The sequence below is a fragment of the uncultured Bradyrhizobium sp. genome, assembly GCF_964252615.1.
In the GTDB taxonomy this organism is placed as follows: Bacteria; Pseudomonadota; Alphaproteobacteria; order Rhizobiales; family Xanthobacteraceae; genus Bradyrhizobium.
On record NZ_CAXUNQ010000068.1, the window covers coordinates 1 to 22,544 of the forward strand.

At 64.3% G+C, this 22,544-nt stretch carries 20 protein-coding genes; 13 read left to right on the top strand and 7 right to left on the bottom strand.

Going from position 1 to position 22,544, the window contains the following annotated elements; all coding sequences use genetic code 11:
- Positions 1-335: 335 nt before the first annotated feature.
- Positions 336-1,250, bottom strand: a complete 915-nt coding sequence (locus tag ACFE72_RS22270) for a peptidylprolyl isomerase (protein ID WP_375415296.1) — start codon at positions 1,248-1,250, stop codon at positions 336-338.
- A 341-nt stretch (positions 1,251-1,591) separates the two neighbouring features.
- On the opposite strand from ACFE72_RS22270, the gene secA reads away from it, so the two are divergent.
- The 3 genes from secA (at position 1,592) to ACFE72_RS22285 (ending at position 6,242) form a co-directional block, all read left to right on the top strand.
- Positions 1,592-4,435: a preprotein translocase subunit SecA gene (gene secA, locus ACFE72_RS22275; protein ID WP_375415297.1), complete on the top strand. Its 2,844-nt coding sequence runs from the start codon at positions 1,592-1,594 to the stop codon at positions 4,433-4,435.
- Positions 4,436-4,546: 111 nt separating this feature from the next.
- Positions 4,547-5,782: a bifunctional glutamate N-acetyltransferase/amino-acid acetyltransferase ArgJ gene (gene argJ, locus ACFE72_RS22280; RefSeq protein ID WP_375415298.1), complete on the top strand. Its 1,236-nt coding sequence runs from the start codon at positions 4,547-4,549 to the stop codon at positions 5,780-5,782.
- A 25-nt stretch (positions 5,783-5,807) separates the two neighbouring features.
- On the top strand, positions 5,808-6,242 hold the full coding sequence (locus ACFE72_RS22285) for a (deoxy)nucleoside triphosphate pyrophosphohydrolase (RefSeq protein ID WP_375415299.1): 435 nt from the start codon (positions 5,808-5,810) through the stop codon (positions 6,240-6,242).
- Positions 6,243-6,350: 108 nt separating this feature from the next.
- On the opposite strand, the gene ACFE72_RS22290 is transcribed toward ACFE72_RS22285, so the two are convergent.
- Positions 6,351-7,199, bottom strand: coding sequence for a methyltransferase domain-containing protein (locus tag ACFE72_RS22290; RefSeq protein WP_375415300.1), 849 nt, complete (start codon positions 7,197-7,199; stop codon positions 6,351-6,353).
- Between the two features lie 80 nt (positions 7,200-7,279).
- Here ACFE72_RS22290 and ACFE72_RS22295 point away from each other — a divergent pair, with 80 nt between their 5' ends.
- From ACFE72_RS22295 to ACFE72_RS22310, 4 genes are read left to right on the top strand one after another with little or no spacing between them, the layout of a single operon-like run.
- Positions 7,280-8,068, top strand: coding sequence for a ComF family protein (locus ACFE72_RS22295; RefSeq protein WP_375415301.1), 789 nt, complete (start codon positions 7,280-7,282; stop codon positions 8,066-8,068).
- Between the two features lie 28 nt (positions 8,069-8,096).
- Positions 8,097-8,369, top strand: coding sequence for a glutaredoxin 3 (gene grxC / locus ACFE72_RS22300; protein WP_375415302.1), 273 nt, complete (start codon positions 8,097-8,099; stop codon positions 8,367-8,369).
- Positions 8,366-9,247: a carbon-nitrogen hydrolase family protein gene (locus ACFE72_RS22305; protein ID WP_375415303.1), complete on the top strand. Its 882-nt coding sequence runs from the start codon at positions 8,366-8,368 to the stop codon at positions 9,245-9,247. Before grxC ends, ACFE72_RS22305 begins: the two co-directional genes overlap by 4 nt.
- Positions 9,244-9,729: a DUF1178 family protein gene (locus ACFE72_RS22310; protein WP_375415304.1), complete on the top strand. Its 486-nt coding sequence runs from the start codon at positions 9,244-9,246 to the stop codon at positions 9,727-9,729. The genes ACFE72_RS22305 and ACFE72_RS22310 overlap by 4 nt, the downstream gene beginning before the upstream one ends.
- A gap of 230 nt (positions 9,730-9,959) precedes the next feature.
- Here the strand turns inward: ACFE72_RS22310 and ACFE72_RS22315 are convergent, their stop codons facing one another.
- The 3 genes from ACFE72_RS22315 to ACFE72_RS22325 form a co-directional block, all read right to left on the bottom strand.
- Complete coding sequence (locus ACFE72_RS22315; protein ID WP_375415305.1) at positions 9,960-10,859, bottom strand: EamA family transporter; 900 nt, start codon at positions 10,857-10,859, stop codon at positions 9,960-9,962.
- A 114-nt stretch (positions 10,860-10,973) separates the two neighbouring features.
- A complete protein-coding gene (gene ubiG / locus ACFE72_RS22320; RefSeq protein WP_375415306.1) occupies positions 10,974-11,741 on the bottom strand; it encodes a bifunctional 2-polyprenyl-6-hydroxyphenol methylase/3-demethylubiquinol 3-O-methyltransferase UbiG in 768 nt (255 codons plus the stop codon).
- 16 nt (positions 11,742-11,757) lie between these two features.
- Positions 11,758-12,225, bottom strand: a complete 468-nt coding sequence (locus tag ACFE72_RS22325; protein ID WP_375415307.1) for a PH domain-containing protein — start codon at positions 12,223-12,225, stop codon at positions 11,758-11,760.
- 172 nt (positions 12,226-12,397) lie between these two features.
- Between ACFE72_RS22325 and ACFE72_RS22330 the strand changes: the two genes are divergently transcribed.
- The 5 genes from ACFE72_RS22330 to ACFE72_RS22350 all read left to right on the top strand — a co-directional run bounded on the left by ACFE72_RS22330 (position 12,398) and on the right by ACFE72_RS22350 (position 19,687).
- The gene (locus ACFE72_RS22330) at positions 12,398-13,651 is read left to right on the top strand and encodes an aspartate kinase (protein WP_375415308.1); all 1,254 of its coding nucleotides are present in this window, start codon (positions 12,398-12,400) and stop codon (positions 13,649-13,651) included.
- A 273-nt stretch (positions 13,652-13,924) separates the two neighbouring features.
- Positions 13,925-16,192, top strand: a complete 2,268-nt coding sequence (gene ptsP, locus ACFE72_RS22335; protein ID WP_375415309.1) for a phosphoenolpyruvate--protein phosphotransferase — start codon at positions 13,925-13,927, stop codon at positions 16,190-16,192.
- A 132-nt stretch (positions 16,193-16,324) separates the two neighbouring features.
- Positions 16,325-17,404, top strand: coding sequence for a peptide chain release factor 1 (gene prfA, locus ACFE72_RS22340; protein ID WP_375415310.1), 1,080 nt, complete (start codon positions 16,325-16,327; stop codon positions 17,402-17,404).
- A gap of 186 nt (positions 17,405-17,590) precedes the next feature.
- Positions 17,591-18,472: a peptide chain release factor N(5)-glutamine methyltransferase gene (prmC, locus tag ACFE72_RS22345; protein ID WP_375415311.1), complete on the top strand. Its 882-nt coding sequence runs from the start codon at positions 17,591-17,593 to the stop codon at positions 18,470-18,472.
- Positions 18,473-18,934: 462 nt separating this feature from the next.
- Complete coding sequence (locus tag ACFE72_RS22350; protein ID WP_375415312.1) at positions 18,935-19,687, top strand: DUF4167 domain-containing protein; 753 nt, start codon at positions 18,935-18,937, stop codon at positions 19,685-19,687.
- 39 nt (positions 19,688-19,726) lie between these two features.
- Here ACFE72_RS22350 and ACFE72_RS22355 read toward each other — a convergent pair whose 3' ends face one another.
- On the bottom strand, positions 19,727-20,521 hold the full coding sequence (locus tag ACFE72_RS22355) for a methyltransferase domain-containing protein (protein ID WP_375415313.1): 795 nt from the start codon (positions 20,519-20,521) through the stop codon (positions 19,727-19,729).
- Positions 20,522-20,641: 120 nt separating this feature from the next.
- Between ACFE72_RS22355 and gloB the strand changes: the two genes are divergently transcribed.
- Complete coding sequence (gene gloB / locus ACFE72_RS22360; protein WP_375415314.1) at positions 20,642-21,409, top strand: hydroxyacylglutathione hydrolase; 768 nt, start codon at positions 20,642-20,644, stop codon at positions 21,407-21,409.
- A gap of 82 nt (positions 21,410-21,491) precedes the next feature.
- On the opposite strand, the gene ACFE72_RS22365 is transcribed toward gloB, so the two are convergent.
- Positions 21,492-22,358 carry a DMT family transporter gene (locus ACFE72_RS22365; protein WP_375415315.1) on the bottom strand — a complete coding sequence of 289 codons (867 nt, stop codon included), beginning with the start codon at positions 22,356-22,358 and terminating at the stop codon, positions 21,492-21,494.
- Positions 22,359-22,544: the final 186 nt, after the last annotated feature.

Sequence of the window (22,544 nt, forward strand, 5' to 3'; positions counted from 1 at the left end):
TGCTGCGCGCTGCGCTGCGTCCGGGGAACGCGCCCCGTGGAGCGCGATATTGCAACACGCCGCAACACACGCCGCGTCAACCGCGGGCTTGACCGACTTATCCATCGCTCTTGGCAAAAGGATTTTGCGAAGCGGGATGGATTGCCGGGTCAAGCCCTACTGGATTCACATATCTCGTCATACGCGGGCTTGACCCGCGTATCCATCCGCTTCGGAAGAGCCGTTTCGAAGCGGATGGATTGCCGGGTCGAGCCCGGCAATGACGGCGAGATGTGTGCATCCAGTAGGGACAAAGCCCGGCACCATGACAGCCCGATGTCTGCCAGGAAGTCGATTTACTTCTTCGCGGGCGCCGCCTTGCCGTCGGCGGGCTTCGCCGCATCGGGCTTGGCCGAGGCGTCGTCGGGCCTGTCCATGCGCTCGACCTTTGCGCTCTGGCGCAGCTTGGCCACGTAATCGGCCTGCGCCTTGCGCACCACATAGGTTTCGATCTGCGGCTTGACCTGCTCGAAGTCCGGCGCCTTACGGGTGCGCTTTTCCTCAACCTTGATCACATGCCAGCCGAATTGCGTCTTGATCGGATCGGATATCTTGCCGGGCTCCAGCGCGAAAGCGGCGGCCGAGAATTCCGGCACCATCTGGTCCTTGGTGAAGAAGCCGAGGTCGCCCCCGTCGGACGCGCCGGGATCCTTGGATTCCTTCTTGGCCAGTTCCGCGAAATCGGCGCCCTTCTTCAGGTCTTGCTCGATCTTCTCGGCCTGATCCTCGGTTTCCACCAGGATGTGCCGGGCGTGAACTTCCTGCTCGCCGGTGATCTGCTTGGCGGCGTCCTCATAGACCTTCTTCATGTTCTCGTCGGTGGTGGCGGCTTTGCCCTCGACTGCCAGCAGGTTGTCCATCAACAGGCGGTTGCGCGCAAAGGCGAGACGGGTCTTGAAGTCGTCGCGGTCGGCGATCTTCTTGTCCTCGGCTTCCTTCGAGACGATCTTCATGTCGATCAGGAAGGACAGCACGTTTTCCTTCTTGGCCGACGGCTCCATCTGCGCCAGGCTCGGTCCCAATTCCTCTTCCGCAAGCGCAACGTCGCTGGCGCGGATTTCGGCGCCGTTGACCTTGGCAAGCACCGGATTGGCTTCCTCGGCACGGACCGGAAGCCCGGCGAGCAGAACCAACGCAAGACAGCCCGTCACGGCGGTGGAGGCGAGGCCGAAGCGCCGGACGAATGTCGTGCTGGATGACGAAGAGGTCATGGAAAATCCTTATCTCAGGTCGTGGCGGGGCTGTTCGGGCGGCGGGACACTCGCCCAATCGAGCCGCCTTGGCAACGCGAAAACTCTGTCAAAATGATGAAATCCCTGACAGCTTCGCGCCGTTGACAAGCCTTTGGACGAGCCATATCTCTCCGCGACGGCCCAGCGGCTATCGCGTGATTTGCTTGCGCTTTGGGCCGTTGAACTTCGAATGTCGAACTCCCACTCATGACGCGAACGCACCCGGAATTGGGGCCTTTTTGACGCGTCACGATCAGTTGATAGGCGATCGGCACGACACCAATGGCTGAAATGCCGAATTGAAAAGACAGGAATCTGGCATGCTCGGCGCGCTCGCCCGCAAGTTTTTCGGCTCCGCCAACGACCGGCGGGTGAAGGGATATCAGTCCCGCGTCGATGCCATCAACGCGCTCGAGCCGGAAATCGCGGCGCTGTCCGACGAGGCGCTCAAGGCCCGCACGGCCGAATTCCGCAGCCAGCTCGCCGACGGCAAGACCCTCGATGACATTCTGGTTCCGGCTTTCGCCACCGTGCGGGAGGCGGCCAAGCGCACCCTCAAGCAGCGTCATTTCGACGTGCAGTTGATCGGCGGCATGGTGCTGCACGAGGGCGACATCGCCGAGATGAAGACCGGCGAAGGCAAGACGCTGGTGGCGACGCTTGCGGTCTATCTCAACGCGCTGGCCGGCAAGGGCGTCCACGTCGTCACCGTCAACGACTACCTCGCCAAGCGCGACTCCGCCTGGATGGGCGAAATCTACAGTTTCCTCGGCCTCACTACCGGCGTGATCGTACACGGGCTCGACGATGCCGAGCGCAAGACCGCTTACGGCTGTGACATCACATACGGCACCAATAACGAATACGGTTTCGACTATCTGCGCGACAACATGAAATACCGGTTGGAGGACATGGTTCAGCGCGGCCACTTCTTCGCCATCGTCGACGAAGTCGACTCGATCCTGATCGACGAAGCCCGCACCCCGCTGATCATTTCCGGACCGCTTGATGACCGTTCGGAATTCTACAACACCATCGACACTTTCTTCCCGAAGCTGGACAAATCGGACTACGATGTCGACGAGAAGCAGCGCACGGTGACGCTGACCGAAACCGGCATGGAAAAGATCGAGACGCTGCTGCGCGACGCCGGCCAGCTCAAGGGCGATTCGCTTTATGACGTCGAGAACGTCTCCGTCGTGCACCACATCAATCAGGCGCTTCGCGCGCATACGCTGTTCACCCGCGACAAGGATTATATCGTCAGGGACGGCGAGGTCGTCATTATCGACGAATTCACCGGGCGCATGATGCCGGGGCGCCGTTATTCGGAAGGCCTGCATCAGGCGCTGGAAGCCAAGGAGCACCAGCCGGTGCAGCCGGAAAACCAGACGCTGGCGTCGATCACGTTCCAGAACTACTTCCGGATGTACGAGAAGCTCGCCGGCATGACCGGCACCGCGGCGACCGAAGCCGACGAACTGTTCGACATTTACAAGCTCGAAGTCGTGGAAATCCCCACCAACGTCATGGTGGCGCGCCTCGACGAGGACGACGAGGTCTATCGCACCCAGGATGAAAAGCACGCGGCGATCATGGCCGAGGTCCAGCGCGCCAATGAGCGGCTGCAGCCGGTGCTGGTCGGCACGGCGTCGATCGAGAAATCCGAACTGCTCGGCGAGTATCTTAAGAAGCACGGCTACAGGCAGATCGACTTCGGCAACGAAAACGCCATGGAGAAGCTGTACGCCGCGGCGCGCGCCGGCAAACCGGCAAAACTGTTCGCGGTGCTGAACGCGCGCTTCCATGAGCAAGAAGCCTATATCGTCGCCGAGGCCGGCGTGCCCGGCGCCATCACCATCGCCACCAACATGGCGGGACGCGGCACCGACATCAAGCTCGGCGGCTCGCTGGAAATGCGCATCCAGCACGAAACCGCCGGTATTACCGACGAGGCGGAGAAGGCCGCCAAGATCGAGCGGATCAAGGCGGACGTCGAACGTTTTCGCGACATCGTGCTGAAAGCGGAAGACGTGATCGAGATCGAGCCCGCCAAGGGCAGCAAGCCGGCCAAGACCGTGACCCGGCCGGGCGGGCTCTACATCATCGGCTCCGAACGCCACGAGTCGCGCCGTATCGACAACCAGTTGCGCGGCCGCTCCGGCCGTCAAGGCGATCCCGGACGCTCGAAATTCTTCCTTTCGCTGGAAGACGACCTGATGCGAATCTTCGGCTCCGACCGGCTCGACACCATGCTGACCCGGCTCGGGCTGAAGGAAGGCGAGGCCATCATCCATCCCTGGATCAACAAGGCGCTGGAGAAGGCGCAGCAGAAGGTCGAGGCCCGCAACTTCGACATCCGCAAGAACCTGCTGAAATTCGACAACGTCCAGAACGACCAGCGCAAGGAAATCTTCGAACATCGCGTCAACCTGATGAAGGACGAGAGCGTGGCCGAAACCGTGGCCGGCATGCGCCATGACTTCGTCGACGACATCGTCACCAAGCACGTGCCTGAGCATGCTTATGCCGAGCAGTGGCACGTCGCCGAGTTGAAGGAAGAGTTGACACGGGTGCTCGGGATCGAACTGCCTGTGGACGAATGGGCCAAGGAAGAAGGCATCGCCGACGAGGAACTGCTGACCCGCATCGAGCAGCGCGTCGACGAACACATGGCGGCGAAGGTGGCGCAGTGGGGTCCCGACGTGATGCGTTACGTCGAGAAGACCATCCTGCTGCAGACGCTGGATCATCTGTGGCGCGAGCATCTGGTGATGCTGGACCACCTGCGGCAGGTGATCGGCCTGCGCGGGTATGGCCAGCGCGATCCGCTGCAGGAGTATAAATCGGAAGCTTTCAGCCTGTTCGAAACCATGATCACCAACCTGCGCGAAGCCGTGACGGCGCAGTTGATGCGCGTGGAGATCGTGCCGCCGGAGGATCAGCCGCCGATGCTGCCGGCGATGGAGGCGCACAAGTTCGATCCGAACACCGGCGAGGACGAGATGGCGTTCGCCGACGTATCGCTGGCCCCGGCGTCGAACGCCAATGCCGCCAGCCGCGATCCGAAAAATCCGTCGAGCTGGGGCAAGGTCGGCCGCAACGAGGATTGTCCCTGCGGCTCCGGCAAGAAGTACAAGCATTGCCACGGGCGTTATGCGTGAACCGTCGGCCCGCGAAAAACTAAATCGGTAATCCGACATGCGCGGGCTTGACCCGCGCATCCATCTCATTCGATGGATTGCCGGATCAAGTCCGGCAATGACGAGGACCTCATGTCCACCGCAATCTCTCCGCTCGCCCCCGCCAGCGTCCCCGATATGCCCGCCGTCGCCGGCGTCAGACTGGCGACCGCCGCCGCCGGCATCCGCTACAGGGACCGCACCGATGTGCTGCTGGCGGTGCTCGACGAGGGCTCGACGGTGGCCGGCGTCTTCACCAGATCGAAGTGCCCGTCGGCGCCGGTGGAATGGTGTCGCGTCAAATTGAAGCGCGGGCGCGCCCGGGCGCTGGTGGTGAATTCAGGCAATGCCAACGCCTTTACCGGCAGGACCGGCAAGCAGGCGACCACGCTGACGGCGTCGATTGCCGCCAGGGCGATCGGCTGCAAGCCGGACGACATCTTTCTCGCCTCCACCGGCGTGATCGGCGAGCCGCTCGACGCCACCAAATTCGACGGCGTGCTCGGCACGCTGGCGCGGACCGCGACGCCGGACGGGTGGATGGCGGCGGCAAAAGCCATCATGACCACCGACACCTTTCCCAAGGTCGCAACCGCGACGGTGAAGCTCGGCAACACAAAGGTCACCATCAGCGGCATGGCCAAGGGTGCCGGCATGATCGCGCCGGACATGGCGACCATGCTGGCGTTCTTGTTCACCGACGCACCGATCGCAGCAGGCGCGCTGCAGTCGCTGTTGAAGAACGGCGTCGCGGATACCTTCAACGCCGTCACCATCGATGGCGACACCTCGACGTCGGACACGCTGCTGGCTTTCGCGACCGGCGCCGCAAAAGATGCGCCGAAAATCAGCCGCGCCGGCGACCCGCGCCTGAAAGCCTTCACAAAAGCCTTCAACGCCGTGCTGGCGGATCTCGCCGAGCAGGTGGCGCGCGATGGCGAAGGCGCGCGCAAGCTGGTCGAGATCATCGTCGAGGGCGCGACGACAAAGGCCTCCGCGCGCAGAATTGCGATGTCGGTGGCGAATTCGCCGCTGGTGAAGACCGCGATCGCCGGCGAGGACGCCAATTGGGGCCGCGTCGTGATGGCGGTGGGCAAGGCCGGCGAGCCCGCCGATCGCGACAAGCTTTCGATCTCGTTCAATGGCATTCGCGTCGCCAGCAAAGGCGCGCGCGATCCGTCCTACGACGAAGCCGAAGTTTCCGCGGCGATGAAGAACCCGACCATCCAGATCAGGATTGCGCTTGGCCTCGGCAAGGGCCGCGACCGCGTGCTGACCTGCGACCTCACCAAGGAATATGTCGCCATCAACGGCGACTACCGGTCGTGATGATTCCTAACCCTGTATATTCGTCATGGCCGGGCTTGACGGTGCAGCGGAGGAGGACGTGAAACTCACCTTGGTCGTGGCCTGCGCGCTGGTCGATGCCGACAAGCGCGTGCTGATCGCCCAGCGGCCCGAAGGCAAGACGCTGGCGGGACTGTGGGAATTTCCCGGCGGCAAGGTCGAGCACGGCGAGCGGCCGGAGCAGACCCTGATCCGCGAACTGCATGAGGAGATCGGCATTACCGTGAAGGAAGACTGCCTCGCGCCGCTGACCTTCGCCAGTCACGCCTATGACGATTTTCATCTGCTGATGCCGCTCTACATCTGCCGGCGCTGGGACGGCGACGTGGTTGCGCGCGAGAGCCAGGCGCTCAGATGGGTGCGCGCCAACAGGCTGCGCGACCATCCCATGCCGCCGGCTGACATTCCGCTGATCCCGCATTTGATCGATTTGCTGGCGTAAGGCCAACGCAACCCTCGGCGTCATGCGCGGGCTTGGCCCCGCGCATCCGTCTTCGGAAAAATTGTTGCGCTGGAGATGGATTGCCGCTCAAGCCCGGCAATGGCGTATCTATTCCGTCCCTCTCCTCACCGCCTCCGCCAGGCTCGCCTTCGCCGAGCCCGGCTTGAGCGGCTGCTGCTGGCTTTCATGCGGTGCCCAGCCCGACAGCCAGATCACATCGAAAGTGGCGCGGATGCGGCCATCGGGATCGGCAAACCGTTCGCCGTAGATTTGCGCCATTCGCAGCATCGTCGCGCGCCGGGTCGGCGCGCGGCGCCGTTCCACCAGCACATTGGCCGCGCCCATCCGCCGCAAATCCTGCATCAGCGCGACCGCGTTGTCGTAGCGCACCACGATGCGGTCGACGTCGGTGACCGGCAGGGCGAAGCCTGCGCGCTGCAGCAGCGCGCCGACATCGCGCAGATCAGCAAACGGCGCCACACGTGGTGAACTTCCACCCTCAAGCTCGGCTTCCGCGGCAACAAATGATTGCCGCAGTTCCGTCAGCGTATCGCCGCCGATCATCGCAGCCAGCAGCAGCCCGTCCGGCTTCATCGCGCGGCGGAGTTGCGCCAGCACGCCTGGCAGATCGTTGACGAGTTGCAAGGCAAGCGCGGAGACCGCAAGGTCGATGGATTGCGGCGCCAGCGCCAGGGGTTCGGACTCGCGATCCGGAAGATCAATGCGCGTGAGCCGGCCGACGCGTCCTGCCAAAGCGTCGCGCAACTGACTGCCCGGCGTGCCTATATCGGCCGCGCTGGAGAACTCGCGCAGCACGGCGTGCAGCCGCTCCGCCATGTCCTCGGCAACACGATCGAGCAGAAAGGTCGCCCCTCCCATTTTCTCCGCGCGGCGTTGCCGCGCGCGCAGCAGCGCGCGGTCGAACAGGATCGGCGCGGCGGTCGGTTTCGCAGCCATGTCCGTCTGGTACGCTGTTACAACCGGGTCTGGCAATCCGGCGCTTGAGCAACAAATGGCCGGGCTGCTAGCCTTCCCCCATGGACGTTCGGGCCACCTCGTCACGTTGCTTCGGCCAGGCCTTGCGCAGCGCGTGGGCGCATGCCGCGCGGCTCGCGCTCGACATCGCGCTGCCGACGCTATGCGTGGCCTGCCGCGAACCGGTGGCGGGAGTCGGCGTCTGCGCCGGCTGCTGGACAAAACTGTCGTTCATCGCGCCGCCGTTCTGCCCGCGGCTCGGCATTCCCTTCATCTACGATCCGGGCCCCGGCCTGCTGTCGATGGAAGCCATCGCCAATCCGCCGGCCTATGCGCGCGCCCGCGCCGCGGTGCGCTATGACGACGTGGCGCGGACGCTGGTGCATGCGCTGAAATACCAGGACCGCACCGATCTGGCGCCCGTCATGGGCCGCTGGATGGCGCGGGCCGGCGTGGAACTGCTTGCCGACGCCGAGGCGCTGGTTCCGGTGCCGCTGCACTGGCGCCGCGGCTGGAGTCGCCGCTATAACCAGTCGGGTGCGCTTGCCCGTGCGATCGAACGACAAAGCGGCGTTCCTATCGCGCGAGATGCGCTGCGGCGGATGCGGCCGACCCAGCAGCAGATCGGACTTTCGAGATCGGAACGCACCAGCAACGTACAGGGCGCGTTCAAGGTTTTACGAGAACACGCTCATCAGGTGCAGGGCCGCCGCGTGGTGTTGATCGACGATGTGCTGACCTCCGGCGCCACCTCCGACGCCTGTGCGCGGGCGCTGCTGCGCGCCAGGGCCGCGCGGGTCGACGTCCTGGTCTTCGCCCGGGTTGTGGACGCCCACAAAGCTCCCATATAATCCGACGATCCTTAAAACAGGGCGCGACATGACCGCTATCGACATCTACACCCGTCCCGGCTGCGGCTATTGCAGCGCCGCCAAGTCGCTGTTGACGCGCAAGAACGCCGCGTTCACCGAGTTCGACGTGGCGAAGGATCCGGCACTGCGCCAGCAGATGTGGAACCGTGCCGGCGCCGGCGCGACCTTTCCGCAGATCTTTATCGGTGAAATCCACGTCGGCGGCTGCGACGAACTTTATGCGCTGGACCGCGAAGGCAGGCTCGATTCCCTGCTGGCCGGCGAAAAGGCCGGTTCATGAGCGCCGAGCTTGCCTTCACCGCCGCCATGGTGCAGATGCGCACCTCGTTGTCGCCCGAGGCGAGCTTCAAGGAAGCCCAGAGCCTTATCCGCAAAGCCGCCGCCCAGGGCGCCGACTATGTGCAGACGCCGGAAGTCAGCAACCTCATTCAGAGCAACCGCAAGGCGTTGTTCGAATTATTGGCGCCGGAAGACGAAGACCTCTCGCTGAAGGCCTACCGGGGACTCGCCCGCGAGCTCAAGATCCATGTTCACGTCGGCTCGCTGGCGCTGCGGGCGACGCCGGAGCGCGCCGTCAATCGTTCGTTCCTGATCGCGCCGGATGGCGCCATCCTTGCCAGTTACGACAAGATCCACATGTTCGACATCGAATTAGACGGCGGCGAGAGCTATCGCGAGTCGGCGAACTACCAGCCCGGCGAAACCGCCGTCATTTCCGATCTGCCATGGGGCCGCATCGGTCTCACCATCTGCTATGACGTGCGTTTTCCGGCACTGTATCGTGCGCTCGCCGAAAGCGGCGCGGCGTTCATCACCGTGCCGTCCGCGTTCACGGTCAGGACCGGCGAAGCACACTGGCACACGCTGCTGCGCGCCCGCGCCATCGAGAATGGCTGCTACATTTTTGCCGCCGCACAGGCCGGAAAACATGAGAGCGGACGCGAGTGCTACGGCCACTCGCTGATCGTCGATCCCTGGGGCGTCGTGCTGGCCGAGGGCGGCAGCACCGAGCCCGGCATTGTGATGGCGGAAATCGATCCCGCCAAGGTAGCAAGCGCCCGCAAGACCATTCCATCGCTGCAGCACGGCCGCCGCTTCAGCGTCGCCGATCCGAAAACGAACCCTGAACATCTGCACCTGGTACGGGGATCGGCATGATCCGTTACAATCTGCGCTGCGGCCGTGGTCATACGTTCGAGAGCTGGTTCCAGAGTTCGTCGGCCTACGAATCGCAGGAAAAGCGCAGGCTTGTGACCTGCCCTTCCTGCGGCTCGGCCAAGGTCGAGCGGGCCATCATGGCGCCGCAGATCGTCAGCAAGAAAACCAGGCAAAGCGCCGCACCGCCTGCCGCGCCTGCGGAAGCCCCGGCATCGACGGAAGTCACCGCGCCTGCGTCGACGCCGCTGATGATGGCGCATGAGCGGGAGCTGCGCGCCAAGATCAAGGAACTGCGCGACCATATCGTCAAGAATGCCGACAATGTCGGCGAGCGCTTCCCGAACGAAGCCCGCAAGATGCATTACGGTGATATCGAACATCGTCCGATTTACGGCGAGGCTTCGCCGGAGGAAGCCCGTTCGCTGATCGAGGAAGGCGTCGAGGTATCGCCGCTGCCGGTGCTGCCGGACGACAGGAACTAGCGCACCTCCGTCATGGCCCGGCCTGACCCTACCGGATTTCACATATCTCGTCATACGCGGGCTTGACCTGCGTATCCATCCATCTTCGGAAAGAGTCGTTTCGAAGGGGATGGATGCCGGGTCAAGCCCGGCAATGACGGCGAGATGTGTGCGTATGGTAGGTCAAGCCCGGCAATGACGGCGCGGCGCGTTCTGCTTCATGGCCGGCGCAAGGCCGGGCGGACGACTTCTCACACCGCCACCAGCATCGCCACCCCGATCACGATCAGCGCGATGCCGCTCAGTTCGCGCGCCGACAGCGGCTGCTTGAAGGAGTAATACGCCACACCTTGTGCGAACAGCACCTCGACCAGCGCCAGCGTGCGCACATTGGCGGCGGCCGTGAGCGCGAACGCCAGAAACCAGAATTGCGACGCAAACGCTCCCATGAAGCCCGCGAATATTGACGGCTTCCAAAGCCCCAGAATTTTCCTGAGCACGTCGGGCGCGCGCGCCAGCAGATAGATGGTCAGCACCAGCGTCTGCACGAATAGCCCTATCACCAGCGTGTAGGACGCCGCCGTCGCAAACGACACCCCGGGCACGGTGATGATCGCGCCGCGGAAACCGATCGCCGACAGCGCGAACGCGGCGGCGGCGAGCAGCCCGATGATGGTCGGCTGCAATTCGGCGAAGCCCTTTTCGCCGCCCGGCCGCAGCGCGGTGACGATCACGCCCGCCGTTGCGATCAGAATCGCAATCACCTTGAGCGCCGTGAGGTGATCGCCAAGGAACACGAAGCCGAAGATTGCGGTCTGAATCGCCTCGGTCTTCAGATACGCCGTGGTGACCACGAACGAGCGGTCGTTCATGGCGAGCAGCATCAGGCCGGTGGCGACGATCTGGCTCAGCGCGCCGAGCAGCAGCCACGGCCAAAACGCCGCGGTCGGCCACGGCACGGCATCGCCGGTGACACCGGACACAGCGCCGAAGAAGATCAGCGAAAACGGAAAACCGAACAGGAAGCGGATATTGGTGGCGCCCCAGGTTCCCAGCGGCGCGGTCAATCGCCGCTGCATCGCATTGCGCGCCACCTGCCCCAGCGCGGCGGTGACGGTGAAAGGGATCCAGAGCGAGGCCAGAGTGAACATGGGGACAGGGTTAGAATGGCGGAAGAGGCGCGGTCAACTGAAGCGGCGTCATCGCATTGTTGCGCGTGATAAAAACCCGGCGCCGTCCTCGCGAATGCCGGGACGGCATGGGTGTTACGTCCCCTCCGCCACCACCATGTAATTCACGTCCATGTCGGAGGACAGGCTCCAGCGGTCGGCGAACGGGCTGTAGACGACGCCGGCCTGCTCGGTGATGGCGAGCTTGTTGGCCTGCAGATGATGCGCGAGTTCATCCGGGGTGACGAACTTGTCCCATTGATGGGTGCCGCGCGGCAGCCAGCGCAGCACATATTCCGCGCCGACAATGGCGAGCGCGAAACTTTTCCAGTTGCGGTTCAGCGTCGAAACCACCATCAGTCCGCCGGGCTTCAGCATCGCCGCGCAGCGGCCCAGGAAGGCGCCGACGTCGGCGACGTGCTCGACCACTTCCATCGCCAGCACGAGGTCGAAGCGTTCGCGCACGTCCATCTGCTCCACGCTGCTGCATCGGTAATCGATCGACAGCTGCGATTTGTCGGCGTGCAGTTTTGCCGCGGCGATATTGGTCGCGGAGGGATCGACGCCGATCACCTGCGCCCCGAGGCGCGTGAACGGCTCGCACAACAGCCCCGCGCCGCAGCCGATATCGAGGATGCGCAGGCCCGCCAGGCAGTTCAGGCTTTTGACGTTGCGGTCGAACTTGCGGCATGCGGCGTCGCGGATATAGGTCAGCCGCAGCGGATTGATCTTGTGCAACGGCGCCATCTTGCCGTTCGGATCCCACCATTCGTCCGACAGTTTGGAAAATTTCGCGATCTCGGCGGGATCGACCGTGGCGGCCGAGGCACCCTGGAGGTTCGAGGAATTTGACTGCATTGCCATGGATTACGCGCCGCTCCTATCGCGCCGTGATGTGGTTGCGGAAGAGAAGCGGCGAAGCAATGGTTTTGATCGTCTCAAACCCCTCGCCGACGCCTCGGACCGTGACGTCGCCGTAATTCAACATGCGGCCGAGGATAGTTTGATTGACGTCGACGCTTTCCACCTTGTCCAGGCTCATCTCGAAGGTCCGGCGCTTGACGAAGCCGGTCTTGTGAACGACCCGCAGATTGGTCACGTCGGTCTCGGTGGTCCAGCGATGGAACCAGGCCCGCAGCGTCCAGTACAGCGCCGCGAGCGCCGATATGGCCGCCAATGCCAGGCAGAGCAGCATGGGCGTCTCGGTGACGAACATGCGCGAGGCGATCAGGCAGCCGATCGCCGCGATCCAGGCCGCGATCGCGGGCAGATAGAATATCCAGTGCGCGTTGGTGGAATACAGCACCTTCTCGCCCGGCTGCAGGATATCGTCGATGTAACGCCCCATTTCGTCGCCTCGATTGCCGTGTCCCGGACCGGTCCGCAGCGCGCCGGCGGGACCTACCAGAACCGGGTGCTTGCCCCAAACCGCGCCGCTATGTATACGCGCCTTTCGGTCTGCGCGTTCCACTTTATGCGCGGCACAATACCGTCCTGTTCCGGGGAATGCACCACGCGTCATGGGCCGCCTTGTCATGAAATTCGGCGGCACGTCGGTCGCCACCATCGACCGCATCCGCAACGTCGCGCGCCATGTCAAGCGCGAGGTCGATGCCGGCCATGACGTCGCCGTGGTGGTTTCGGCGATGGCCGGCAAGACCAATGAACTGGTCGAGTGGTGCCGCGAGGCGTCGCCGATGCACGACGCCCGCGAATACGACGCCGTGGTGGCATCCGGCGAGCAGGTCACCGCCGGGTTGCTGGCGATCGCATTGCAGGCTTTGAGCGTTCAGGCGCGCTCCTGGCAGGGTTGGCAGCTACCGATCAGGACCAGCGACGTCCATGCCTCGGCGCGTATTCTGGAGATCGACGGCGCCGAGCTGATCGACCGCTTCAAGGATCGCAAGGAGGTCGCCGTCATCGCCGGCTTCCAGGGCATCGAGCCGCAGACCGGCCGCATCACCACGCTCGGACGCGGCGGCTCCGATACCTCGGCGGTGGCCATTGCCGCGGCCATTCACGCCGACCGCTGCGACATCTATACCGACGTCGATGGCGTCTACACCACCGATCCCCGCGTGGTGCCGAAGGCGCGGCGGCTCGACAAGATCGCCTTCGAGGACATGCTGGAGCTGGCGTCGCAAGGCGCCAAGGTGATGCAGGTGCGTTCGGTGGAACTCGGCATGGTGTACAACATGCCGGTGTTCGTCCGCTCCAGTTTCGACAAACCCGAGGATATCGATCCCTTCGGCACGCCGCCGGGTACGCTGATCTGCAACGAGGAGGAAATCATGGAGAGCCACGTCGTTACCGGGATCGCGTTTTCCAAGGACGAGGCCCAGATTTCCGTGCGCCAGATCCAGGACAAGCCCGGCGTGGCCGCCGCGATCTTCGGTCCGCTTGCGGACGCCAGCGTCAATGTCGACATGATCGTGCAGAACGTCTCGGAGGACGGCGCGACCACCGACCTCACCTTTACGGTCCCGGCTTCGGATTACGCCCGCGCCCGCGACACCATCTCGGCCGCGAAAAACAGGATCGGTTATGTGAGAATCGACAGCGCCACCGACGTCGCCAAGGTTTCGGTGATCGGCAGCGGCATGCGCAGCCACTCCGGAGTCGCCGCCAAGGCGTTCAAGGCCCTGTCGGAGCGCAACATCAACATCCGCGCCATCACCACGTCCGAGATCAAGTTTTCGGTGCTGATCGACGCCGCCTACACCGAACTGGCGGTGCGCACGCTGCACACGCTCTACGGCCTGGACCAGGCATAGCCTACTTGCCCCGGACGCAGGTGCTTCGCGCTGACGGCGTCGGGGCACGAAGTGTTGCTCTGCGCCGGCGGGCGTTTTGCTTGGCAAAACAAGCTTCAATTGGCTATACGGCCAGATGAGAGGGCCGCGGCGAACTGCGCCACGGCTTTGTACGCGCTGATTCGGCCAATTTCCGCGGCACGGAGGCGGCGGAACGATAAAATTGTTGTTTTTCTGAAGCTTGGCGCTGGCGCCGCCCGGGGGCGCGCTGGTTGGCACGGAGGATGTCGGCACATGCGGAGCGCGTCGGGAGGCCCCCGCGTCTTGTTGAGACGGCTCCGCGAAGTCATGGCGGAGCAGGTCAGCGCTCAGGAGCGCCTCGACAAGATCGTGGTGCTGATCGCCGCCAACATGGTGGCGGAGGTATGCTCGACCTACGTGCTGCGCATCGATAACACGCTGGAGCTCTATGCCACCGAGGGCCTCAACCGCGACGCGGTCCACCAGACCGTACTGAGCGCGCATGAAGGCCTGGTCGGCCTGGTTTCCAGCGAGGCGACGCCGCTCAATCTCAACGACGCGCAGAGCCACCCGGCATTCTCGTTCCGGCCGGAAACCGGCGAAGAAATCTACCATTCCTTCCTCGGCGTTCCGATTCTGCGCGCCGGCAATACGCTCGGCGTTCTGGTGGTGCAGAATCGCGCCAAGCGCACCTATGTCGAGGAAGAAGTCGAGGCGCTGCAGACCACCGCCATGGTGCTGGCGGAAATGATCGCCTCCGGCGAACTCGCGGCGCTGGCACAGCCGGGCGCCGAGCCCGCCGCGCGTCACTCGGTGCACAAGACCGGGGCGGTCCTGTCCGACGGCATCGCGCTCGGTCACGTGGTGCTGCACGAGCCGCGCGTCGTCATCACCAACTACATCGCCGAGGACCTGCCGAAGGAGATCAAGCGGCTGGATGCGGCGCTGGCGAAATTGCGCGCCGATCTCGACCGCATGCTCGAGCGCGGCGACGTCGCCGAAGGCGGCGAGCACCGCGACGTGCTGGAAGCCTACCGGATGTTCGCCAACGACCATGGCTGGTCGCATCGCCTGCACGAGGCCGTCGCTACCGGTCTCACCGCCGAGGCCGCGGTCGAGCGCGTGCAGTCCGACACCCGCGCGCGCATGCTGCGTTCGACCGATCCGTATTTGCGCGACCGGCTGCACGACCTTGAAGACCTCGGCCACCGGCTGATGCGGCAACTGGTCGGCCAGGATCACGCGCCTTCCCGCGAGCAACTGCCCGACAATGCCATCCTGATCGCGCGCGCGATGGGTCCGGCGGCGCTGCTCGATTACGACCGCAAGCGGTTGCGCGGCCTGGTGCTGGAGGAAGGCACCGCCAATTCCCACGTCTCCATCGTGGCGCGCGCACTTGGCATTCCCGCGGTCGGCGAAATCCCGAATGCGCCGGGGATTGCCGATCCCGGCGACGCCATCATTGTCGACGGCACTTCCGGCTCGATCTACGTCCGGCCTTCCGCGGAAATCGAATCCGCCTATGCAGAGCGGGTGCGGTTCCGCGCCCGCCGCCAGGCGCAGTATTCGGCCCTGCGCGACAAACCCTGCGTGACCAAGGATGGCCAGCCCGTCGAGCTCATGATCAACGCCGGACTGGTGATCGACCTGCCGCATATCGACGACACCGGCAGCGCCGGCATCGGCCTGTTCCGCACCGAACTGCAATTCATGGTGGGCACCAGCCTGCCGCGCTCGACCGATCAGCTGCAGTTATACCGCGCCGTACTCGATGCCGCCGGCGCCAAGCCGGTGACGTTCCGCACCCTGGACATCGGCGGCGACAAGGCGCTGCCCTATATGGAAACCGTCACGGAAGAAAATCCGGCGCTGGGCTGGCGCGCGATCCGGCTCGGCCTGGACCGGCCCGGCCTGCTGCGCGGCCAGATCCGCGCGTTGCTGCGCGCCGGCGGCGGCCGTGCGTTGCGCATCATGTTCCCGATGATCTCGGAGGTGGCGGAATTCGATGCGGCCAAGGCGATCATCGAACGGGAGCTGACCTATCTGCGCCAGCATGGCCATGCGCTCCCCGAGCGCATCGACGTCGGCACCATGGTGGAAGTACCGGCGCTGCTCTATCAGCTCGACGAACTGCTCAGAAAAGTCGATTTCGTATCGGTGGGTTCGAACGACCTGTTTCAGTTTCTGTTCGCGGTCGACCGCGGCAATGCCAAGGTCTCCGAGCGTTTCGACACCATGTCGGCGCCGATCCTGCGCGCGTTGCGCGACATCGTTCGCAAAGCCGATGCCGCGAAAAAGTCCGCCTCGCTGTGCGGCGAGATGGCATCCCAGCCGCTGGGCGCGTTGGCGCTGATCGCGCTCGGCTACCGCTCGCTGTCGCTGTCGGCCACCGCGCACGGTCCGGTCAAGGCGATGGTTCTCGATCTCGATGCCAAAAAAGCCGCCGCCCTCATGGCGCTGCTGCTCGATGCGCCCTCCGGCAGCGTGTCGATCCGCGGCAAGCTGACGGAATTTGCAGAGGCCGAGGGGCTCTCGTTGTGAGCGAAACACCTCCACTCCGTCATGCCCGGCTTTATGCCCGGCATCCACGTCTTGCTTCCGTGCGAGGGAAGACGCCGATGGCCGGGACAAGCCCGGCCATGACGATGCCTGATTTCACGACCGATTGTCCCCATGCTGCCTGAAGCCAAACTCGATATTCTGCTGGCGCACCACGCCTCCCTCCAGTCCGGGGTATTGGGCCAGGTGAGTGCGGAGAACTACGTGCGGATGACGCGCGAACTCGCCGAACTCGATCCGCTGATCGATGCGGTGAAGGCGTATCGCGCCGCCAATGCGGAGGTCGCCGGCATCGATGCGATGATCGCGGATCCTTCCACCGATGCCGACCTTCGCGCCATGGCGGAAGCCGAGCGCGCGACGCTGGAAGCGCGCAGCGTCGAGCTGGCACAGCAGATCCGGGTCGCGCTGCTGCCCAAGGACGCCATGGACGCGCGCAACGTGGTGCTGGAAATTCGCGCCGGCACCGGCGGCGACGAGGCCTCGCTGTTCGCCGGCGACCTGTTCCGGATGTATGAGCGCTTCGCCGGCTTGCAGGGCTGGAAGGTGGAAGTGATTTCGGCCAGCGACGGCACCATGGGCGGCTTCAAGGAGATCATTGCCGAGGTGAAGGGCCGCGGCGCGTTCGCCAGATTGAAATTCGAATCTGGCGTGCACCGCGTACAGCGGGTGCCCGACACCGAAACCCAGGGCCGCATCCATACCTCGGCCGCGACGGTCGCGGTGCTGCCCGAGGTCGAGGACGTCGACGTCGAGATCAAGAGCGACGATCTGCGGATCGAGACCATGCGCGCGGGCGGCGCCGGCGGTCAGCACGTCAACAAGACCGAATCGGCGATCCGCATCACCCACATCCCGACCGGCATCGTTGTCAGCATGCAGGACAGCCGCTCCCAGCATAAGAACCGCGCCAGTGCGATGAACATCCTGCGCTCGCGGATTTATGACGCCGAACGTCACCGCATCGATGCCGCGCGCTCTGCCGAGCGCCGCGAAAAGGTCGGCTCCGGTGACCGTTCCGAGCGCATCCGTACCTATAATTTCCCGCAAGGAAGGGTCACCGATCACCGCATCAATCTGACGCTCTACAAGCTGCCGCAGGTCATGGCGGGTGAAGCGCTGGGTGAACTGATCGACGCGCTCACCACCGAGCATCAGGCAGCGCAGCTTGCCGCCCAAGGTGCCGCGGCGTAATATCCTCGTCCCCGCGAAGGCGGGGACCCATACCCCCCGGCGTTTGTGATTATGCTCGGTTGATCGACGGCATTCGATCATACGCGACGATACTCGATCATACGAGACGACACGGCGTATGGGTCCCCGCCTTCGCGGGGACGACTCAGGAATGGTCGCGGCGCTTCGCCCGCTAAAGGACTACGCGTGCCCAATCCGCTCGGCAGCCAGACCGTCGAAACCGCGCGCCGCGCGCTGGCGGCGCGGTTCAGGCACGCGGGCGTCGCATCGGCCGAACTGGATGCGCGGATTCTGGTTGGTTCGGCACTCGGGCTCGATCTTACCGGCGTGATCGCGGCGGCGCCGCGACTATTGACGGAAGATGAAGCCTGCCGTCTTGAGAATTTTGCGCAGCGGCGCATCGCGGGCGAACCGGTTGCCCGCATTACCGGCCTCAAGGAGTTCTGGGGCTTGCCGCTGCGGCTCGCGCCGGCGACGCTGGTGCCGCGGCCGGATACAGAAACCGTGGTCGAAGCCGCGCTGGACATTCTGCACGCCGAATCCAGATGCGCTGCCCCCCTCCGCATCGCCGATCTTGGCACGGGTTCGGGCGCGATTTTGCTGGCGCTGTTATCGGAACTGCCGAACGCATTCGGCGCCGGCACCGACATCAGCGCGGCGGCGCTGCGGACTGCCCGCGGCAATGCCCGGCAATTGGGACTTGCAGCGCGTGCGGCGTTCGTGGCCTGCGACTATGCCGCGGCGCTGTCCGGCGCGTTGGATGTGATGGTGTCGAATCCGCCCTATATCCGTTCGGCGGATATCGCCGCGCTCGACGTCGAGGTGCGCGATCACGATCCGCGCCGCGCATTGGATGGCGGCGCCGACGGCCTCAACGCCTATCGCCTGATCATTCCCGAAGCCGTCCGGCTGCTGGCCCCCGGCGGCGTCCTGATCGTGGAGGTCGGGTGCGGCCAGCACGGGGACGTCCAGGAATTGATGGCCGCGGCGGGACTGACGGCGGCCGGACCGGCGAAAACGGATCTGGCGGGCATCCGCCGGGCCGTCACGGGCCGGCTTTCGTCCTGATAAGTCCTATTGGAACGCAAAAAAACCACTTGGAATATTGCCCCGGAGCGACTACGTTCCAGGATATAACGTCGGTCCAGGGTTGCTGGCCCCGTAGATGCTGCGGTGGATACCAGAGTTCTCTTAAGACTAAGAGAGCCCGCCCCGAGTGAAAGGTTCCAAAAGCCAGGTCCCATTTGAGCGCGATGGCTGAGAAAGCTGCGCTGCTGGTGACCGCAAAGCGGACGAAAGCCTGATATTGCGCTTGAAGCTTACGCAAGAAAACCTGAGCTTGTTTCGGCAGGCTGATTGATGTGTCCGGCTGGCAGTATGCCGGCGGTGGGGAACGCGTCGTTGTTGAACGCGATATACGGCAAAACTCGATGCTGACTTGAACTGCATGGCGATTCGGTGCGCGTCACGCGTGCCGCATCGGATTATGACAATGGCAACAACTCCCAGGGCTGGTAACAAAGGCAAGACATGAGAAACGGTCAGAACAACAAGCGGATGCGTAACCGGAATAACAATAACAACAGCAATAACAATAACAACCGGCGCGGTCAGAACCCAATGACCCGGGTTTTCGAATCCAACGGACCCGATATCAAGATTCGCGGCACCGCCTCCCATGTGGCCGAGAAATACGTACAACTGGCGCGCGACGCGCGCAGCTCCGGCGATCCGGTGGCGGCAGAGAACTACTACCAGCATGCCGAGCATTATTTTCGCCTGATCGCAGCGGCGCAGGAGCAGTTTCGCCAGAACCAGCCGCAGCCCCGCACCGAAAACGAGATGCCTGCAGAGGACGGCGACGACGAAAGCGAGAGTTTTTCCAATTTCGGCCAGGAGCCCGGCTTCGTACCGGCGCAGCCGCAACCATTCGTGCCGCGCGACAACCAGCGTGACCATCAGCGCGAAGGCCAACCCTACCAGCCCCGCGAGCAGCAGCATCAGCCCCGGGAATACAATAACAACCGCGAGCATCGTCCGCCGCCGCAGTATCAGCCGCAGCCCCAACCTGTCCCGGTTGCGGACAGCGGCAGCGTCGATCGCCTGCCATCCTTCATCACCGGGCCGCAGCCGCAGGTAAACGGCGGGGGTTTCGAATCCAATGGCCACCCAGGCGGCGAGCGCTTCCAGCCGCGCCGGCGGCGGCGGCCGCACGGCCCGCGTCCCGAAGGCGTGGCTGCCCCGGCGACACCGGGCGATGATTTCAACCCGGGAAATGAGTAGCGCGTTTGATCGTCATGCCGGGCTCGACCCGCGCGTCCATCATTTTCGGGAAAGATGGATTGCCGGACCAAGTCCGGCAATCTCGGGTTGAGACGTCATGTCCCGCTGCAAGGACGACGGCACCAGCACGGGCTCCAGCGCGGGAATAAGCCGCGTGCGTTCGCGGTGCGCCGGGATTGCCCGATAGACCTGCTTGGTCGCCTCGACAATATGCACGCCCGCAAACGGCAATGACAGCGCAGCCCCGACGCGCTCCCATGCCATTGCCGAACGCAGGAACCAGCCGTCACCGACCGGCGGCACGAACAGCGCCTCCCCCCAGGCCGTCGGCGTGAACCAGGTCTGCCGCAGCAGTTGCGTGATCTGCGAGCGCGAATACGGCCGGCCATGGCCGAACGGCGTGTTGTCGGTGCGCGTCCACACCCCGCGCCGGTTCGGTATGATCGCCATTACCCGCCCCGAAGGCGCCAGCACACGCCATACCTCGCGCAACAGCCCTTCAGGATCGTCGGACATTTCCAGCGCGTGGATCAGCAGGATGCGGTCGACCGCGGCGTCCGGCAGCGGCAGCGAAAATTCATCGACCAACGTCGCCAGGGTCGGCCGCGCGGTCGGCCATTTCAGCACGCCTTGCGCGGCCGGCATGAACGCGATGCAGCGTTCGCAATCTTCGCGGAACAGGCCGAGATAGGGGGTCGGATAGCCAATGCCCAGCACCCGCTGCCCCTGCGCGTCGGGCCAGCGGGCGTGGATGCCGCGATTGATCAGCCGCCGCGCCACGATGCCGAGGCGGCGCGAATAGAAATCCCGAAGATCGATGACATCGATGGTCATGAGGCAATTCTATCACGGCGCCGGCGCGAAGCGCGTATCGATTATCGCATTGCCGATTGAACCTTAACGCCATATGTCATGCCGTGGCCCGCCGGCTCGTTTTCCGATTACGGAGATATCATGGCTGCTGAGATCCGCCTGTTCCCCTGCCTCACCGACAATTTCGGCTACCTGATCCACGACCCCGCGACCCAGGCAACCGCCTCGATCGACGCGCCGGAGGCGGCTCCCGTCATCACGGCGCTGGAGCACGAAGGGTGGACGCTGACGGATATTCTGGTTACCCACCATCACGGCGACCATGTCGGCGGCATCCCCGAGTTGAAACAGAAGTACAATTGCCGCGTGGTGGCGCCGCACGACAAGACCGCGAAAATTCCGCTGGTCGATGCCCGCGTCAAGGACGGCGACGTCGTCAAGGTCGGCACGCTGTTGGCGCGGGTGCTGGAAACGCCCGGGCATACGCTCGACCACATCTCCTACGTCTTCGACGACGAAAAAGCGTTGTTTGCCGCCGACACGCTGTTTTCGATCGGTTGCGGGCGGGTGTTCGAGGGCACCTATCCGATGATGTGGGAATCGCTGTTGAAGCTACGCGCGTTGCCGGACGATTTCAGGCTCTATTGCGGCCACGAATATACCGCCGCCAATGTCAAGTTCGCGCTGGGGGTCGAGCCGGACAATACCGCGCTAAAAGCGCGCGCCGACGAAGTGGCGCGGCTGCGCGCCGCCGGCCAGCCAACCGTTCCGACGCGGCTGGCCGACGAAAAGAAAGCCAACGTGTTCTTACGCGCGGATGACCCGTCGGTCGCGGCCGCAGTGCGGCTGAAGGGCAGGAGCGCATCGGAAGTATTCGGCGAATTGCGCGAACGCAAGAACAAATCCTGATGAACGCACGCCGTCCGCCGCCCGAACCCGGTGGGCGGGCACGGCGAGCAGAGCGCCTTTGCCACCTGAGGCCGCAACGCCTTTACTTCCAAACCATATCCTTTGCCGCGATCATGCCGCCGCCGGCGATCAGCACCGCCGCGACGGCGATCGCCGCGCTCGGCCTGGCATAGCCGGCCACAATCAGAAACGCGGTAGACAGCAGCGGTGTGGCGTAGGACGCCGCACCCAGCACCCGGATATCGCCGCGCTTCATCCCGATGTCCCACGCATAAAACGCGGCACCCACCGGGCCGATGCCAAGCGCCACGATCGCGAGCCATTGCACCGGCGTCTCGGGCCGGACCGTCGTCTCGATCGCCAGATGAACTGCGCTCGCAAGCAGCGCGGTCGCAAAACAGAAGCCCGCCACCGCATCGGTCGGCACCGCCTTCAGCTTGCGCGACATCACCGAATACGCCGCCCACACGAAGGCGGCGACGAACGCCGAGAGCAGGCCGGCGATCTGGTCCTGCTCGAACTGCGCCGATGGTTTGCCCGCAAACAACAGCACCGTGCCGGCCAATCCGAGCAATGCCCCGACGACGTGATGCGGCTTGAGCCGCTCGCCCGGCAGCAGCGACGAGAACAGCACGATCAGGAGGGGCCAGAAATAATTCAATAGCCCGGCTTCGGCTGGAGGCGCCAGCCGCAACGCCAGGAAATACAGCGCGTGATAACCGAATAATCCGCCGACGCCGATCATCCATACAAGCGCCGGCTGCCGCAGCGCACCGATGGCGCCGGGCCGCGCGATCCAGCTTGTAGACGCCGCCAGCGCCCCGATGGCGAACGTCATCGCCGCCAGTTGAAACGCGGGAATGCGCCCCGTAGCCACCGTCAGCACCGCCAGCAGCGCCCACATCAGGATCGCGGTGAGGCCGATGAGTGTGGCGGTACGGGGGGTCATCGTTGCTTCATCATGGCCGGGCTTGACCCTACTGTATGCACACATCCCGTCATACGCGGGCTTGACCCGCGTATCCATCCATCTTCGGAAGAGTCGTTTCGAAGCGGATGGATCGCCGGGTCAAGCCCTACTGGATGCACACATCTCGCCGTCATGCCCGGCCTTGTGCCGGGCATCCACGTCTTT

Bases quoted from the DNA above. Each gene is read 5' to 3' on its own strand.
- grxC (WP_375415302.1), top strand. From the start codon at position 8,097: ATGACCGCTATCGACATCTACACCCGTCCCGGCTGCGGCTATTGCAGC.
- secA (WP_375415297.1), top strand. From the start codon at position 1,592: ATGCTCGGCGCGCTCGCCCGCAAGTTTTTCGGCTCCGCCAACGACCGG.
- prfA (WP_375415310.1), top strand. From the start codon at position 16,325: ATGCTGCCTGAAGCCAAACTCGATATTCTGCTGGCGCACCACGCCTCC.
- argJ (WP_375415298.1), top strand. From the start codon at position 4,547: ATGTCCACCGCAATCTCTCCGCTCGCCCCCGCCAGCGTCCCCGATATG.
- ACFE72_RS22365 (WP_375415315.1), bottom strand. From the start codon at position 22,358: ATGACCCCCCGTACCGCCACACTCATCGGCCTCACCGCGATCCTGATG.
- ACFE72_RS22295 (WP_375415301.1), top strand. From the start codon at position 7,280: ATGGACGTTCGGGCCACCTCGTCACGTTGCTTCGGCCAGGCCTTGCGC.
- ptsP (WP_375415309.1), top strand. From the start codon at position 13,925: ATGCGGAGCGCGTCGGGAGGCCCCCGCGTCTTGTTGAGACGGCTCCGC.
- ACFE72_RS22285 (WP_375415299.1), top strand. From the start codon at position 5,808: ATGGCCGGGCTTGACGGTGCAGCGGAGGAGGACGTGAAACTCACCTTG.
- ACFE72_RS22330 (WP_375415308.1), top strand. From the start codon at position 12,398: ATGGGCCGCCTTGTCATGAAATTCGGCGGCACGTCGGTCGCCACCATC.
- ACFE72_RS22290 (WP_375415300.1), bottom strand. From the start codon at position 7,199: ATGGCTGCGAAACCGACCGCCGCGCCGATCCTGTTCGACCGCGCGCTG.
- ACFE72_RS22355 (WP_375415313.1), bottom strand. From the start codon at position 20,521: ATGACCATCGATGTCATCGATCTTCGGGATTTCTATTCGCGCCGCCTC.
- ACFE72_RS22305 (WP_375415303.1), top strand. From the start codon at position 8,366: ATGAGCGCCGAGCTTGCCTTCACCGCCGCCATGGTGCAGATGCGCACC.
- ACFE72_RS22310 (WP_375415304.1), top strand. From the start codon at position 9,244: ATGATCCGTTACAATCTGCGCTGCGGCCGTGGTCATACGTTCGAGAGC.
- ACFE72_RS22270 (WP_375415296.1), bottom strand. From the start codon at position 1,250: ATGACCTCTTCGTCATCCAGCACGACATTCGTCCGGCGCTTCGGCCTC.
- gloB (WP_375415314.1), top strand. From the start codon at position 20,642: ATGGCTGCTGAGATCCGCCTGTTCCCCTGCCTCACCGACAATTTCGGC.
- ACFE72_RS22325 (WP_375415307.1), bottom strand. From the start codon at position 12,225: ATGGGGCGTTACATCGACGATATCCTGCAGCCGGGCGAGAAGGTGCTG.
- ACFE72_RS22350 (WP_375415312.1), top strand. From the start codon at position 18,935: ATGAGAAACGGTCAGAACAACAAGCGGATGCGTAACCGGAATAACAAT.
- ACFE72_RS22315 (WP_375415305.1), bottom strand. From the start codon at position 10,859: ATGTTCACTCTGGCCTCGCTCTGGATCCCTTTCACCGTCACCGCCGCG.
- ubiG (WP_375415306.1), bottom strand. From the start codon at position 11,741: ATGGCAATGCAGTCAAATTCCTCGAACCTCCAGGGTGCCTCGGCCGCC.